A 16,739-nucleotide genomic window follows, 5' to 3' on the forward strand; every position below is an offset into this window, starting at 1 on the left:
AAAATTTATTCATCACAAGAAAAGGAGAACGGTAATGTTTAGAAAGTTATTAATTACTTCATTATTTTCCATCGCTACAATGTGTGCATATGCGGAACAGGTGACGGTTTTTGCTGCGGCATCAATGACCAATGCGTTGCAGGATATTGCTCAACAGTATAAACAAAACTCGCCGAAAGATGAGATTGTCTTCTCTTTTGCATCATCGTCAACATTAGCAAAACAGATTGAAGAGGGAGCGCCGGCAAATATTTTTATCTCTGCTAATACAAAATGGATGAATTATTTGAAAGAGAAAGGGTTGTTGCTAAAAGATTCAGACCGTGTATTGGTCGGTAATGATTTAGTGATGATCGCTAATCAAGAGAGCCATTTGCAGCAAATTGATATTGCAAAAGGAGATTGGATACAAGCGTTGCAGCATAGTTTTCTTTCTGTCGGTGATCCTGATCACGTCCCGGCAGGGCAATATATGAAAGCGGCGACAATAAAACTTGGTCTGTGGGATAAGATCGAATCTAAATTGGCTCGTGGCAAGGATGTACGAGCAGCACTTGCGTTGGTGGAAAGAGATGAAGCACCTTTAGGTGTGGTGTATGGTACCGATGCAAAACAGAGTGACAAAGTGAAAGTGGTGGCTATTTTCCCAGCGGATAGCTATCCGAAAATTGAGTATCCGGCAGCGTTAATTAGAGGTAATGACAGCGAAGCAGCTAAAGCATTTTTTAGTTATTTGCAGACAGATTCTGCCGCAAAAGTGTTTGAGAAATATGGATTCAGTGTATATAACTAATTGATATTATAAATTTTTTCTTATAGAAACGCGTAATGTGGTGCGCTATAAATTAAAACAGTATAGTTTATTTTTTGTGAAAACCCTGTTATTCCCAATGGATAACAGGGTTATTTTTTACTTGAAATTCATTTGCTATCGTGGCAATATTGCCGCTTATTAGAAAAATAAGAATTGTTCTCATTTATAAGAATCGGTATAAAATGATGATTCAACGACGATATCTGTTGTTATTATTGGCGGTATTATCAATTACTTCTTTATTAATCGGTGTGAGTTCCGTCTCTATTAGTGGTTTACTACAATTTGATGCCGAACAGTGGCAAATTTTATTGATCAGCCGTATTCCTCGTTTAGTGAGCATTTTGATTGCCGGTGCCGGTTTAAGTATTTGTGGCTTAATTATGCAACAACTTAGTCGTAATCGCTTTGTTTCACCAACCACCGCCGGAACGATGGATTGTGCGCGATTAGGTGTTTTATTAGCTATTCTTTGCTTTCCTGATGCTTCAATGTTATTAAAATCGGCTATTGCAATTATTGCTGCATTTGCAGGTTCACTGTTATTTATGACTTTATTGTCAAAACTAAAATTTACTGATGTTATTTTTGTACCGTTAGTTGGCATTATGTTTGGCAATATTATTAGTTCTATGACCGCTTTTATCGCTTATCAACAAGACCTATTACAAAATTTATCTGCTTGGTTACAAGGTGATTTTTCTTTGATTATGAGTGGAAGATATGAAATGCTTTATATCAGCATACCAACAATATTATTTGCTTATATTTATGCACAACGTTTTTCCATTATTGGAATGGGAGAAGAATTTGCCACTAATCTAGGATTAAATTATAAACAGGTACTTTATTTAGGGTTGGCTATTGTTTCTATTGTATCGTCAATTGTTATTGTTACCGTAGGAGTTATTCCTTTTTTAGGCTTAATTATCCCTAATATTGTTTCCTTATATTTAGGGGATAACTTACGTAATACTTTATCTCACACTGCATTATTAGGAGCTATTTTTGTATTATTTTGCGATATTCTTGGACGCATTATAATTTATCCTTATGAAATTTCGATTAATGCAGTAGTTGGTGTGTTCGGTAGTGCTATTTTCCTCTATTTATTATTTAAAAGGTATCGTAATGCGTAATATTTTCTCTTGCCGTTTAAAGATTATATTATTGATTGTAGTTGCGATTGTTGTAACTGTTTTTTATTTGCTATACCAATTACCAAATCGTTGGGAATATGCATTAACACATCGAAATTTATCTTTATTAGCTATTATTGTTACTGGTATAGCAATAGCATTATCAACAATGCTGTTTCAAGCATTGGTTAATAACAGAATTTTAACGCCAAGCGTGCTGGGTTTAGATTCATTATATTTATTTATACAGACTGCTATTATCTTTTTTTCAGGATCAGCAACACTATTTGCCATTGATTCTATTGGACTCTTTTTCTTTTCAAGTGCAGTAATGTTGTTATTTGCGTTAGTTTTATATCAATTGTTATTTAGACAAGAACAGCAAAATATGTTTTTCTTACTATTAGTAGGAATAGTATTTGGTACTTTGTTTCAAAGTATGACGACTTTTATGGAAGTATTGATTGATCCGAATGAATTCCAAATTGCGCAAGATATTGGCTTTGCTAGTTTTAACAGGATTAATACTAATATTTTATGGATTGCGACAATAATGATTGTAGCTATTTCTCTTTTCAGTATTCGTTATTTTAGCGTTTTAGATGTGTTATCTCTTGGACGTGATCAAGCTATAAATTTAGGTATTAATTATCAACGAATAACTAAACAATTACTAATTATCGTAACATTATTAATCTCAGTGGCAACAGCATTGGTTGGACCTATTACCTTTTTAGGTTTATTGGTTATGAATATTACCTTTGAATTTATGCCGAAATATCAGCATAGATGGTTGATTCCTACTTCTATTTTAATAGCAATTATTGTATTGGTATTAGGGCAGTTTATTGTTGCACAATTACTTACCTTTAAGACAACATTGAGTATTTTGGTTAATTTTATCGGTGGAGTTTATTTTATTTATTACTTAGGACAAATAAACAATGGCAATAGAATTAAGAAATATTAGTAAACAGTTCGGGCAGCAAAAAGTAGTGAATGATGTGTCATTGATTATTCCGGAAGGAAAAATAACGGCATTTATCGGTCCGAACGGTGCAGGAAAAAGTACTTTACTGGCGATTATTAGTAGGTTATTGATGTCGGATACAGGTGAAGTAATTTTAAATGGAATTCCTTTACAACAACAGTCGAGTGAAAACATTGCACGTCAACTGGCGATTTTAAAACAGAGTAATCATATTCCATTACGTCTAACCATTGAAGAATTAGTTTCTTTTGGTCGTTTCCCATATAGTAAAGGAAGATTAAATTCAGAAGATCATAATGCAATTGCTCATGCTATTGATTATATGAATTTAAATGAATTGAAACATAAACAAATTCATTTACTAAGTGGTGGACAACGGCAACGGGCTTATATTGCAATGACATTAGCTCAGGATACGGATTATATTTTATTGGATGAGCCACTTAATAACCTAGATATGAAACATTCTGTACAAATTATGCAAGTGTTACGTCAGTTAGTAGAAAAATTAGGAAAGACAGTCGTAATAGTTATTCACGATATTAATTTTGCTTCTTGTTATGCTGATAATATTATTGCGATGCAGCAAGGAAAATTAGTTGCTGAGGGAGTAGTGGATAATATTATGAGAACAGATGTTTTAGCAAATATTTATGATATGCATATTCCAATTCAACAAATTAATGGGCAAAGAATTGCAACTTATTTCCGTTAAATTTAAAACATCGATATTTAAGGAGAAAATGATGAAAAAATCATTAAAATTTGTTATTGGCTTATTAGGCTTTCTTATTGGTACTTCTGCTTATGCAGAGGATATAACAGTCGATTCGGTAATAGGTAAGCAGACTATTCCACAAGATGCGAAGCGCATTGTGGTGTTAGATTTTGGTGTAGCGGATACATTACGGGAATTAAATGCCGAAGATCGTATTGTCGGTATTCCTAAATCTTCAGCGTTACCGGCTTATTTAGAGTCATTTAAATCAGATAAATTTGAGAATGTGGGGTCTTTGCCTGAACCAGCATTTGAAAAAATTAATGAATTAAATCCGGATTTAATTATTGTTTCCGGTCGTCAACAAAAAATGTTGGATCGTTTTAAAGAGATTGCTCCGGTATTTTATTATCAGAATGATTACAACAATTATTACCCATCATTAGTCAATAATTTAGAAATTCTAGGAAAAATTGTAAATAAAGAGGAAGTTGTAAAACAGAAAATTACAGAATTGAATAAAAAAGTGGATGAATTAAATAAATTCACTAAAGGAAAAAACGCTTTATTAATATTGGTTAATGAAAATCGTATTAGTGCTTATGGTGATACTTCTCGTTATAGTTTGGTATATCAAAAATTTGGTTTTACACCGGTAGATAAAAATATTAAATCATCTACCCACGGTATGAGTGTCGGTTTTGAGTATATTGTTGAAAAAAATCCAGATTATTTATTGGTAGTGGATCGTACAGCTGCAATTACTGATAAAAAGGATAATGCAAAAATTGTATTGAATAATGATTTAATTAAGAAAACAAAAGCTTATCAACAAAATCATATTATTTATTTAAATGCAGCAAATTGGTATTTGGCATTTGGCGGATTAAAAGCAACAGAAAATATGATTTCTGAATTAGAACAGGCAATACAATAATTTCTGTTATAAGTTAGAGCCACTGTGATTTGATAATGGATTACAGTGGTTTTTTTATTTGCTTTTGTGGGCTACAATAAGCGCCCTCAAGTTGTATGATTTTATAGGCAAATTATGGCGATACTTACTCTTTCAAATGCATATCTTTCATTTAGTGATCATCCTTTATTAGATTATGCTGATATGACTATTGAGGCAGGGGAACGAGTCTGTCTGGTGGGGCGTAATGGTGCAGGAAAATCGACTTTATTGAAAATTCTTGCCGGAGAAGTAGGAATGGATGATGGGCAATTGATTATTGAGAAGGATCGCATTATTGCGCGTTTGGAACAAGATCCACCACGTCATATTGAAGGCACAGTGTTCGATTATGTTGCCGAAGGCGTGCGGGAGTTGGCAGATTTATTGAAAGAATATCATCAATTATCACTGAAAATTGCACAAGATTATCAAGAAAAAACAATGAACCGTTTGTCTGAAGTGCAAGGTCAGCTAGATCACCTTGATGGTTGGCGTTTTGAAACAAGAATTCAAGAAATTTTGGCGAAATTAGGGTTAAATCCGGATATTGAATTAGCCGAATTGTCTGGGGGATGGCAGCGAAAAGCTGCTTTAGCTAAAGCGTTGGTTTGTGAGCCAGATTTATTGTTATTGGATGAACCAACCAACCATTTAGACGTTGACACGATCAATTGGTTGGAAAATTTATTGTTAGAATTTAAAGGTAGTATTGTTTTTATTTCGCACGATAGAGCTTTTATTCGCAGAATGGCTACACGAATTATTGATTTGGATCGTGGTAAATTGGTCTCTTATTCGGGAAATTATGATCAATATTTGCAACAAAAAGAGGAAAATTTGCGGGTTGAGGCTTTGCAAAACGAGCTTTTTGATAAACGTTTGGCTCAAGAAGAAGTTTGGATTCGAAAAGGAATTGAAGCTAGAAGAACACGTAATGAAGGACGAGTCAGAGCGTTGAAAGCAATGCGAGAGGAGCGCCGCCAACGTCGAGATATAATGGGGAAAGCTAATATTCAGGTTGATAATGCAATACGTTCCGGAAAAATTGTGTTTGAAATTGAAAATTTAAATTATCAGTTAGCCGATAAAATTTTAATTAAAGATTTTTCAGCGACAATTTTGCGTGGAGATAAAATTGCTCTTATTGGCCCGAATGGATGCGGTAAAACAACATTGATTAAGCTGCTATTGGGAGAATTACAACCTACATCCGGACGAATTCATACAGGAACAAAATTGGAAGTGGCCTATTTTGATCAATATCGTTCAACGCTTGATCCGGAGAAAAGTGTGATGGATAACGTGGCGGATGGTAAGCAGGATGTAGAGGTTAATGGCGCGAAACGCCACGTTCTAGGTTATTTACAAGATTTTCTCTTTCCGCCTAAACGGGCAATGATTCCGGTAAAAGCATTATCAGGTGGTGAAAAAAATCGTCTGCTATTGGCAAAATTGTTGTTAAAACCAAATAATTTATTGATTCTGGATGAGCCGACTAATGATTTGGATGTGGAAACCTTAGAGTTATTGGAAGAGTTGTTATCAGAATATCAAGGCACAGTCATTATCGTTAGTCACGATCGACAATTTATTGATAACACGGTAACCGAATGTTTTATTTTTGAGGGTGATGGCATTTTGCATAAATATGTTGGCGGTTACCACGATGCGAAACAGCAACAGGCGAATGTGTTAGCACAGAAAGAACAGCAACAACCAAAAAGAGAAGAACTGGTAAAAGAGAATAAAAAACAGACGTTTCGTGACAGTAAAGTGCGAAAAGTGAAGCTCTCTTACAAAGAACAACAGGAATTGGCGAAAATGCCGGAATTGCTGGAGCAGTTGGAGCAACAGATTCAACAGTTGCAACAGGAAATTAATCAGCCGGATTTCTTTAGTCAGCCGAACGAAGTGACCAGCAGTAAATTACAGCAATTAGCCGAACAGGAGCAGGCATTGGATGATACTTTAAATCGTTGGGCGGAATTAGAGCAAATTGCTGAAGGTGAGCAATAAGAAAAAAATTTAACAGAAAAGTTGTGCAAATGCTAAAAGAATGAACAGTTTAGCTGGCGATAAACTTGCATTTGGCGACAACTTATCGCATAATGCCTCCCGTCTTTTTGACTATCAATGGAGTCCTTTTCGGTTCCTCGCAACAAACTCTAGCTCAGCGGGTCAGGTTCGGAAGAAAGCAGCCCAAGTTAGAACTTTGTGTGCCGAGATCAAGCTGGAAAGGGCTCCGCCATTTTGAGCCCTTTCCATCCATTATCAATTTTGTGGCGCACTGCCTTGATTCCAATTTTGGCTTTCAGCTGGTTTTTTGGTTTGCAATAGAAAATGTTGATAAGCTTTTGCTACTGGCTGCACGATTTTTCCGGAAGGCGTGGAGAAGGCGATACCGCCACGAAGTAACTGCTGTGCGGTACCGGTTTGAAAATCAACACCGCTCCAACCAATATCTAAGGAATAACCTGAAGCTAACCAAAATTCACTGTTTTGACGGACTAAATGACGATATTGTTGCGCTAATTGAATATCGACAAAGACACGATCAGATGTAGTATTCAGCTTAATATTGTTAATAGCCCCTACTTCAACGCCACGGTATAACACCGGCGCACCAATGGACAGCGAAGCGGCATTTTCAGTTTCCAATACTAATGGAAAACCGTTTTGATATTTATTATTTTCGCCAGAAGTACGGGATAGGGTGAATTGCGTTTGTGTTTTACCTTGACCAAAATTCACATTGATATAGGGTTTCAATAATGCATCTAAATTTTGCACTCCTCCAGCAGAGAGTTGCGGTGTTACCAATGTGAAATGGCTGCCCTTTTTACTGAGAGCATTGAAGTAATCACGTTGAATGGATGCCAATGCAATCACTTTCTGTTTTTGTTCATCCAATGAAATTTTTTGGATAGTACCGACCTCTAAACCTAAATAACGTAATGGCATTCCGATAGTAAGATTGTCTGCATTATCTACAAATAGCATTATTTCGTGCCCGACTGAGAGAGCCGCTGTTTGATTTGGATATAAGATGGTTTGAGTACCATTTTGACCAATATTATCAAAACTGATTGCTCCTTTAAGAATTCTAGAAAAGGGTGCAGCTTTAATATCAACTCCTTGCAGAGAAATATCGACCTGTATCGCATTTTCTGCCCAAAATCGACTTTGTTTGGTGAACAGATATTGATATTGCTGATTAATGAAAACAGCAATATCAAAAGATTGTTTATTAGGTCTGATTGATAAAATTTTACCGACAGGTAAGCGGCGATAAAGCACTAGTGAATTTTCACTGATATTTGGTAATTCCGTTGTTGTTAGTACGATAGTTGGCTTGATACTATCCGAAGTAATGCCTGCAAGTGCGTTACTGTTATTAGCATACAAAGGGTATTGCCGCAAAGCTTTGCCGCCTGTTTTATTAGAACGTAGTAATACGTTAATCCCACCTTGTAACCATTTTCGTGGCGATTCCACATTCATTTGTACGCCATCACTGCTTACATCCAATGAGAAATTGCTTGCTGCCACGAACAGGGTTTCTGCATTAATTAAATGGCGATAAGCCGCCAAAATCACTGCTTTAAAGGTGGTTTTGTCAATCTCAACCTGACGCGACACGATTTCACCGATTTTAATGCCGTTATAGCTGATCGGTTGCCCTTCTTCTATACCATAAGTTTGTGGTGAAGTTAAACTAAGAATTAAAGCGCCCGGTTGCTGTAGTAATAATTCAGACTGTTTTATCACCTCAAAATGGCTGGTCGGTGTGCCGTTGCCGTCAATAATTTCAAAATACTTACCTTGTAAGAATTGATTTAAATTAGAAACTTCCGCCAATGATGGACGATCCATTAAAACAATTTTTGAGCCACTTTTGAGATTGGATTTAATACTTGGGTCAACCAACAATTTGGCTTGAATTGTTGGTGTGCTATTGATGACATCTTCATCATCACCATAATTGATTTCGCTTAATACACCGACCTGTAAATCGTGGAAATAGACTGGGGTGTCGTTCTCTTTTAAACCGGAAATATCATTTGGTAGCGTAATATTAACATTTAGCCCACGTTTTGCTGCTTTGATAGAAGAGTAGAGCGGGAATGTAGTTTCACCTTGTGCCTCATCACTTTCATCTGGTGAATCGAAAGCAATAGCACCTTGTAAAATCGCTTGTATGCTATCCATACTAACGGAAATACCATTCCAATTAGCATCTGCTTTTATTCCACTGATATTCCAGAAACGGCTCTCTTTTTTCACAAATTTTGCATATTGTTTATAAATAATGATGTCGATAGCGACTTTTTTATCATCAGTAAAACTATAGTTGTTTACTTTTCCAACCGGCACTTTACGGAAAAAAATACTTGAACCTAATTCGATAGAACCGAGATCGTCTGCAATTAGATGAATTAATAAATCACCTTCACTCAATTCAGCAATCGGCCCACGATCTTCAGCGACAAAAGTATCCGCTTCTTCGCCTTTGCCTGGAGAAAGTGTGATGTAGTTTCCTGATACTAAAGCATCTAAACCGGAGACTCCGGCTAAAGAGGCACTAGGTTGAACAATCCAAAATTTAGTATCTTCACGTAATACCGATACTGCTTCCGGATAGATATTAGCTTCAACTTTTACCGATTTCATATCTTGGGTGAAGTTTACCTTTTTGACTAAACCAATTTGTAATCCTTGATAACGAATCGGTGTTTTTTCCGCAATTAGACCTGAACCATCAGAAAAAAATATGGTTATTTTTTCACCTTGTTCCTGATGGATTTGATAAAATAATACAATGCCGACACAAAAAGCAATAAACGGCAATAACCAAAAAGGTGAAATCCGTTTAATGGCGGAAATCTTAGCTGACATTGAGGTAGGAATGTTATTTGTTTGCTTCATAATTTTTCCAAAGTAAACGCGTATCAAAAACTTCTGCTGAAATCATTGTCAAAAAAACAGCAAGACCAAAATAAATAGCGGCAGGGCCAACTGAAAAGCTGATAATTTGTCCTCTTGTTACTAATGACATCATTAACGATAGTACAAATAAATCCAACATAGACCAACGCCCAACAAAATGAACAATTTCAAATAGTTTCATCTGAAAGTGAATATTTTTGCTATAACCGAAGTGAATACAACTTAAGAGATATAACATAATCAATATTTTAGAAATAGGTACAAAAATACTGGCGATAAAAACGATAGCGGCAATACTATAATTGCCCATTTTAATAAAAGTTATAACCCCAGAAATTAGCGTGTCTGCAGTTGGCACACCATTTATATAAACAATAGAAATCGGTAGTAAATTGGCTGGTAAGAGCATTATTGCACCAGCAATTAAGGTACTCCAAGTGCGTTGTAATACTAAATTTTTATCTAATGCCGTATTGGCGTGGCAGCGTGGACAGATATGATTGGAGGCTGCTTGTTCAGGAAAGCTTAAACCACAGGTTTTACAGTAACAAAGGTGTTGATTATGTTGAAATTGTGGTGGATAAAAAAGATCCCAAAATTGTTTCGGTGATGTTTTGGTAAACAGTAAGATGGTTAAAAATGTGACTAAAACGAAAGGAATAAGATAAAGAGTAAATGAAATATCGGCATATTCACGTACTTTAAATGCAGCAACAGCAAGTGAAATTAAATAGACATCAAGCATCACCCAAGAACGGATATAATTTAGCGACATCAGCAACATTCTTGCTCGTAAGTGAAAAATACGACAAAGTTGTAACGATAAAATCAAAATAATGTAAGAAACCGGCATTACAATTGCACAAAATAGCACTAAAAATGCAGAATAAGGGTAACCTTCAGTCGCCATTTTCCACACACCGCTCCAGATTGAGGTGTAAACTGGGACACCTAGGAGTTGGATATTTAAAAGGGGAAATGTAAAGGCGAATGGCATCAGAATTGCAATAGAAAGCGCTAAAATTGAGCAACGTTTTAAACTCCATAAGCCACCTACTCTAACAACGTGATGGCAATGGGGACAGCTTGCTTTTTGATTTGCATTCAAAGCTGGTAAAGAGATGGCGTGGTCGCAAATATCGCAACAAATTGCCTGTTCTGTTGCGGATAGCGGAGAAAAACGTCTAATTTGCATTAAATTTTTTGAATAAATGAGATGATTAGTTTAAATAAGCCAATAAAAGTTGTTGAACAAGTATATAAATAAAGGGAAAATATACAAGTAAATAATCTTATCGATTTGAATTTCCAAGGCGTTAATCTTTTATAATAAAGATTGACAGAATGAATCATAATTAATGTCTATAACAGGACAATTTAACCAAGTATTACGAGTAGGACTATGTCGTTAGAAACAGAAAATCAAACAGAGAATCAGCAACCAGCAGCAAATGTTGCACCTTCAAAAAATAAATTCCAAGAAAATAACCAAACGATCGCTTATTTAGCAGAAAAATTTCCGCGCTGTTTTTCAACACAGGGCGAAGCAAAACCGTTAAAAATCGGTATTTTTCAAGATATTATTGCTAGATTAAAAGATGATAATACCGTTTCCAACACACAAATTCGTCGTGCATTGCGTCAATATACTGCCGGATGGCGTTATTTATACGGTTATAAAGCCGGGGCAAAACGTGTTGATCTTGACGGCAACGAATGTGGTGAAGTGGAGCAACAACATATTGAACACGCGGAACAACGTTTGCGTGAAAGCAAAGCAAAAAATGCAAGCCATCGTCCGCAACAAAAAGAAAATCGAGCAGCACGTAAACCGAATAACAAACCACGCAGAAATGTTGTTAGACGCAAACCGAATTTAGTGCCGGCGGATTTGGCTTCTTTGCAAGAATCACAACAAGTCAAGATTAAAGTCGGTGAAAAAACACAGGTTGCAACCGTAATTGCGGTAGGCAAAGATAATGTTCGTGTCGAATTGGCACAAGGATTAGTCTTAACCGTTACTGAAGATCGTGTATTCCAATTGTGATAGACGAAAGGTTAAGAAATAACAAAGCAGGTGATCGCCTGCTTTCTGTTTCTAACGCAAGTTCAAATTGATTGATGGGTTTATAAGAATTAAGAGGATTGAACGTAATGAAGTTCAAGAAATTGGCACTAAGTATCGTTATCGGTACGTTATTTGTGAATGTGCCGGCGTGGGCGGCAAAACCGGATATCAGCGCAGATAAAATTGTTGTCCCGGCACCATCCGATTCAAATTCATTGGAAGCAAAACGTGTAACATCAAGATTGATTCAATCACATTACAAGAAGTTTTCTTTAGATGATGCATTATCGGAAAAGATTTTTAATCGTTATATCGACTTTTTGGATTACAGCCATAACACATTTTTGCAATCCGATGTTGATGAGTTGCGGGCAAAATATGCAAAACATTTTGATGATGATTTGAATGCAGGCGATTTAACCGCGGCTTTTGCGATGTATGATTTGTTGCAACAACGCCGTTATCAACGCTATAGCTATGCACTTTCGTTGTTGGATAAAGAACCGAATTTAAAAGAAAACGATCAGATTGAAATTGATCGTAGTAAAGCGCCTTTCCCGAAAACAGAAGAAGAGGCGGATAAATTATGGAAAGAGCGTGTTAAAAACGATGTCATTTCTATGCGTTTGCAAGGGAAATCTTGGTCACAAATTAAGAAAAAATTGACAAAACGTTATAATTTGGCGATTAAACGCTTAACACAGACCAAGGCGGATGATATTACGCAACTGTTTTTAAACTCTTTTGCTCGTGAATTGGATCCTCACACCAGTTATCTTTCACCGCGCAATGCGAAAAGTTTCCACGAAGATATGAATCTCTCATTAGAGGGAATCGGAGCGACATTGCAATCGGAAGATGATGAAACCATTATTAAATCACTGGTACCGGGTGCGCCGGCGGATAGAAGTAAAAAAATTAAAGCGGGTGACAAAATCATTGGTGTCGGACAAGGCAAGAAAGGTGAAATCGAAGATGTGGTCGGTTGGCGTCTTGATGATGTTGTTGAGAAAATTAAAGGTAAAAAAGGCACAACTGTTCGCTTGGAATTGGAATCGGCAAAAACCGGCAAAACGCGTATTGTCACTTTAGTGCGTGATAAGGTGCGTATTGAAGATCGTGCAGCCAAATTAAAAATGGAAAAAGTGGATAATCACAATATTGCTGTGATTACTATTCCAAGTTTTTATAATGGCTTAACGGTTGATGTCACTAAATTATTGGCAGAGATGAAACAGAAAAATGCAGAAGCATTAGTGATTGATCTTCGTAATAATGGTGGCGGCTCTTTGCCGGAAGTGGTCAGCTTAAGCGGTTTATTTATTAGTGACGGTCCGGTGGTTCAGGTGCGTGATGCTTTCAACCGTATCCGTGTGCACGATGATGTTGATCCGCAACAGCTTTATAACGGACCAATGATTGTGATTGTTGACCGTTTCAGCGCATCGGCATCAGAAATTTTTTCAGCGGCAATGCAGGATTACGGGCGTGCGATCATTGTCGGTCAAGACACTTTCGGTAAAGGGACTGTGCAACAAAGTAGACCGTTAAACTTTATTTATGACACTGATCCGACACCTTTAGGCGCAATTCAATACACTATTCAGAAGTTCTATCGTATTAATGGTGGAAGCACTCAATTAAAAGGGGTTACTCCAGATATTAAGATTGCCGAGCTTATTGATGAATCTGAATATGGTGAAAGTAAAGAGGATAATGCATTGGCGTGGGATAAAATTCCTGAAGCACAATATACTCGTGTTGCAGATTTGTCTGATTTAATTAAGAAATTGTCAGAAAATCATAAAGCCAGAGTGGCAAACGATCCTGAATTTATCGTATTGAATCAGGATATTGAAACTAGAGATCGACGCAATCAACGTAAATTCCTTTCATTAAATTTGGCGGATAGAAAAGCAGAGAACGATAAAGACGATGCAAAACGTTTAAAAGATCTAAATGCAAGATTTAAACGTGAAGGTAAGAAACCATTGAAAAAATTGGATGATTTACCGAAAGATTATGAAGCACCGGATTTTGTATTAAAAGAAGTTGAACATATGGCATCGGATATGTTGCCACAAAAACAAAATTAATTTACATCTTTTGTAATTTTTTGTTATAGAATAAAGCAGGTGGAGGGATTATCTCTCCACCTCTTTTTTAGATTTAGAGCGTTTGATAGATTTAAAATTTTATAGTTGGTTTGTACACTATTATTCAAACATTTCAATACTTAAGGATTAATCAGGAGGTTAATTATGTTGCTTAAAAAACACGTTTTAACCACAATGTTTCTCTCATCATTGATGATTACCTCGTCGTTTGCGGAAGAGAACGGGACGGAGAATAAGAATAATCAGGAAGAGAGTACGGTTGCAGTGGTAACTGAAGATCAAACACAGGCACAGCTTTTGAAGTTGAAAGAGGTGATGAAGGATGTTCAGTTGGTATTTCCGGAAAAGCTGGCTGAAATTTATGCGGCTAGAGATTTTTCTCCTATTTGGCAAGATGAAAATGCGAAAAATCAATTTTTGCAAGATTATGCGTTATTAGGCTTGACCAATGTTTCCAATGATGTAAAAGCACAATTGGAAAGGCTTTCTCACGTAGAGAAAAATAGTTTGGCTGCTGATATTTTAGTGAGTGATAGCTGGTTGAATTATTTAAATTATGTTTCCAATGTGCGTTCAAATGCACAAAATTGGCTTTATGACAGTTATCGTTATCGTGCACAGTTGCCAAGTGATGAGGTAATTAATGCGTGGTTGGATGCGGTATCACAACAACAGTTGGCAGCCTTTGTCGCTAAATTTGATCAAGTCAATCATCGTTATGCACAAACCAAAAAAGCGATTTTGTCCGAATTAACAAAATCAACAGCGGATAGCAACGTATTAGCGAAATTGGCTATTAATTTACAGCGTTTGCGTTTTATTCCGGATTTTGAAACCGGAATTTTTGTGAATATTCCAACTTTTCAACTACATTATTATCGTAACGGTGAGGAAATTTTAAGTTCACGTGTTATTGTTGGTAAAAAAGCGAGAAAAACGCCGGTAATGATGAGTAAACTGAGCAATATTGTGGTCAATCCACCGTGGAATGCGCCGGTGCGCTTAATTAATGAAGATTTAATTCCGAAGGTTCGCAAAGACCCGAGTTATATTTATCGTAACGGTTATACCATCATTGACAGCAAAGGCAATACTATCGACCCTTACACTATCGATTGGGAAAATATGACGGCAAAACGCTTCCCATATCGTTTGCATCAGGCGCCGGGTGGTGATAGTGCATTAGGTAATTTTAAATTTAATATGCCGAGTAAAGATGCCATTTATCTGCACGACACACCTAATCATCGTCTGTTTAATAATAAAAACCGCGCGATCAGTTCCGGATGTATTCGTGTCAATAAATCGGATGAATTAGCGACTTTATTGTTAACGGAAGCAGGTTGGAGTGTTGATAAAAAAGCACAAGTGCTAAAAAGCCGTAAAACGACTTCGGTGCCGATTCAGTCTACTAATCCGGTCTATCTTTACTATGTAACAGCGTGGGCGGATGCTCAAGGTAAGGTTCATACTGTTGCTGATATTTATGGCTATGATCAAAAATTATCGTTAAGCGAAGAAAATAAATCGTTATTACAACAATATTTGCTTTGATCATCAGTAAAAATCAGTATAATCCAAAAGGCTATTCTTTATGCAATAGCCTTTTTTAATCTCTTATTTATAGACTCACTATTTACTATAGAAAAGTTGCCACAAAGTCACTTATTTTGAGTCGAAGATGTATAAAATCATTTTTGTACATTGAAAATAGGAAACTGGTTTTTTAGTTAGCGATAGGAAAGGGAAATGGGAAATATTGATCAATCACGCCGTAAATGGTTGTCGTTAGGCGGAATTATCCTAGGAAGCTCATTTGTAGCCAACTCCGCTTTGGCAGCATTATCCACAGCAGCACCTAAAATCCTACACTTTAAAAATATCAATACAGGTGAAAAATTAAGTTCACCTTTTTCACCGAATAAAGGATTGGCAAAATCCGAATTACAAAAATTAAATTATTTAATGCGGGATAGACGCAGTAATTTGGTTCACAATATGGATCCAAAATTATTTATGAAGTTTTACCAAATTCAATCGCGTTTAGGCTTACGTTCTTGTGAAATTTCAGTGATTTGCGGTTATCGTGCACCGGCAACTAATGCGGCAATGCATCGTCGCAGTAAAGGCGTGGCGAGCAACAGTTATCATATGCGTGGGCAGGCGATAGATTTTCGTATTGATAATGTTGCATTAAATAGAGTGCGTGAAGTGGCACAGTCGTTAAAAAACGGCGGTGTTGGTTATTATCCGCGCAGTAATTTTGTACACGTTGATACCGGTCCGGTCAGAACGTGGCGCGGTAGTTGATAATGTTTAGAAGTTAAAAAATGAGTATGAATGTTCAAATTATTCCGGTGACGGCATTTCAGCAAAACTGTTCAGTAGTTTGGGATGATGAGAAGAATGCGGCGATTATTGATCCGGGTGGAGATGCAGAAAAAATTCTTCAATTTCTAGAAGATAACAAATTAATTGCAAAGTTTATTTTATTAACGCACGGTCATTTGGATCACGTTGGTGCCGCAGCAAAATTAAAACGTGACTTAAATATTGATATTTTAGGTCCGGAGAAATCTGATGAATATTGGTTACAAGCACTTCCGGAGCAAGCTTCTCAATTCGGTTTGCCTTATTGTGCGCCACTGTTGCCGGATCGTTGGTTAAATGAGGGTGATGTTATCACGATTGGTAAATTAACATTTGACGTTCTGCATTTGCCAGGGCATACACCTGGGCATATCGGGTTCATTAATAAGGCTGAAAATATTGCTTTTACCGGTGATGTACTGTTCAGACAGAGTATTGGGCGAACTGATTTCCAAGGCGGCAGTTTCTCGGAATTAATCGATAGCATCAAAAGTAAATTGTGGCCATTAGATAATAATATGCAAGTTGTTGCCGGGCACGGACCATTAACAACGATAGGTTATGAAAAACAATATAATCCTTATCTGACAACACAAATAATAGACGAATAAATTGAA

General features: G+C 36.5%; 13 protein-coding genes and 1 other RNA gene. 12 read left to right on the forward strand and 2 right to left on the reverse strand.

What is annotated here, in order from left to right; all coding sequences use genetic code 11:
• Positions 1-34 precede the first annotated feature (34 nt).
• The 7 genes from modA (at position 35) to ffs (ending at position 6,859) form a co-directional block, all read left to right on the forward strand.
• Entirely contained in the window at positions 35-793 is a 759-nt protein-coding gene (gene modA / locus QV04_RS06065; RefSeq protein ID WP_065233318.1) for a molybdate ABC transporter substrate-binding protein, read from the forward strand.
• Positions 794-999: 206 nt separating this feature from the next.
• Positions 1,000-1,953: an ABC transporter permease gene (locus QV04_RS06070; RefSeq protein WP_269446922.1), complete on the forward strand. Its 954-nt coding sequence runs from the start codon at positions 1,000-1,002 to the stop codon at positions 1,951-1,953.
• Positions 1,946-2,923, forward strand: a complete 978-nt coding sequence (locus QV04_RS06075; RefSeq protein ID WP_065231159.1) for an iron chelate uptake ABC transporter family permease subunit — start codon at positions 1,946-1,948, stop codon at positions 2,921-2,923. The genes QV04_RS06070 and QV04_RS06075 overlap by 8 nt, the downstream gene beginning before the upstream one ends.
• Positions 2,898-3,659 (forward strand): ABC transporter ATP-binding protein, encoded by a 762-nt coding sequence (locus QV04_RS06080; RefSeq protein ID WP_065231160.1) that lies wholly within the window; start codon positions 2,898-2,900, stop codon positions 3,657-3,659. Before QV04_RS06075 ends, QV04_RS06080 begins: the two co-directional genes overlap by 26 nt.
• A gap of 31 nt (positions 3,660-3,690) precedes the next feature.
• Positions 3,691-4,599, forward strand: coding sequence for a siderophore ABC transporter substrate-binding protein (locus QV04_RS06085; RefSeq protein WP_065233319.1), 909 nt, complete (start codon positions 3,691-3,693; stop codon positions 4,597-4,599).
• A 114-nt stretch (positions 4,600-4,713) separates the two neighbouring features.
• Positions 4,714-6,636 carry an ABC transporter ATP-binding protein gene (locus tag QV04_RS06090; RefSeq protein ID WP_065231162.1) on the forward strand — a complete coding sequence of 641 codons (1,923 nt, stop codon included), beginning with the start codon at positions 4,714-4,716 and terminating at the stop codon, positions 6,634-6,636.
• 127 nt (positions 6,637-6,763) lie between these two features.
• An RNA gene (ffs, locus tag QV04_RS06095) (signal recognition particle sRNA small type) lies at positions 6,764-6,859 on the forward strand.
• Positions 6,860-6,891: 32 nt separating this feature from the next.
• Here the strand turns inward: ffs and QV04_RS06100 are convergent.
• Together QV04_RS06100 and QV04_RS06105 are read right to left on the reverse strand one after the other, a co-directional pair.
• Entirely contained in the window at positions 6,892-9,546 is a 2,655-nt protein-coding gene (locus QV04_RS06100) for a PqiB family protein (RefSeq protein WP_065231163.1), read from the reverse strand.
• A complete protein-coding gene (locus tag QV04_RS06105) occupies positions 9,530-10,762 on the reverse strand; it encodes a paraquat-inducible protein A (protein WP_065231164.1) in 1,233 nt (410 codons plus the stop codon). Before QV04_RS06105 ends, QV04_RS06100 begins: the two co-directional genes overlap by 17 nt.
• A gap of 207 nt (positions 10,763-10,969) precedes the next feature.
• Here QV04_RS06105 and proQ point away from each other — a divergent pair, with 207 nt between their 5' ends.
• The 5 genes from proQ to QV04_RS06130 all read left to right on the forward strand — a co-directional run bounded on the left by proQ (position 10,970) and on the right by QV04_RS06130 (position 16,733).
• Complete coding sequence (gene proQ / locus QV04_RS06110) at positions 10,970-11,614, forward strand: RNA chaperone ProQ (protein WP_039157507.1); 645 nt, start codon at positions 10,970-10,972, stop codon at positions 11,612-11,614.
• A gap of 107 nt (positions 11,615-11,721) precedes the next feature.
• The gene (gene prc, locus QV04_RS06115) at positions 11,722-13,731 is read left to right on the forward strand and encodes a carboxy terminal-processing peptidase (RefSeq protein ID WP_039135882.1); all 2,010 of its coding nucleotides are present in this window, start codon (positions 11,722-11,724) and stop codon (positions 13,729-13,731) included.
• A 165-nt stretch (positions 13,732-13,896) separates the two neighbouring features.
• Complete coding sequence (locus QV04_RS06120; protein ID WP_065231165.1) at positions 13,897-15,306, forward strand: L,D-transpeptidase family protein; 1,410 nt, start codon at positions 13,897-13,899, stop codon at positions 15,304-15,306.
• Between the two features lie 195 nt (positions 15,307-15,501).
• A complete protein-coding gene (locus QV04_RS06125; protein ID WP_013745069.1) occupies positions 15,502-16,062 on the forward strand; it encodes a YcbK family protein in 561 nt (186 codons plus the stop codon).
• A 26-nt stretch (positions 16,063-16,088) separates the two neighbouring features.
• The gene (locus QV04_RS06130) at positions 16,089-16,733 is read left to right on the forward strand and encodes an MBL fold metallo-hydrolase (protein ID WP_065231166.1); all 645 of its coding nucleotides are present in this window, start codon (positions 16,089-16,091) and stop codon (positions 16,731-16,733) included.
• Positions 16,734-16,739 lie beyond the last annotated feature (6 nt).

This window comes from Gallibacterium genomosp. 1, assembly GCF_001678575.1.
GTDB lineage: Bacteria > Pseudomonadota > Gammaproteobacteria > Enterobacterales > Pasteurellaceae > Gallibacterium.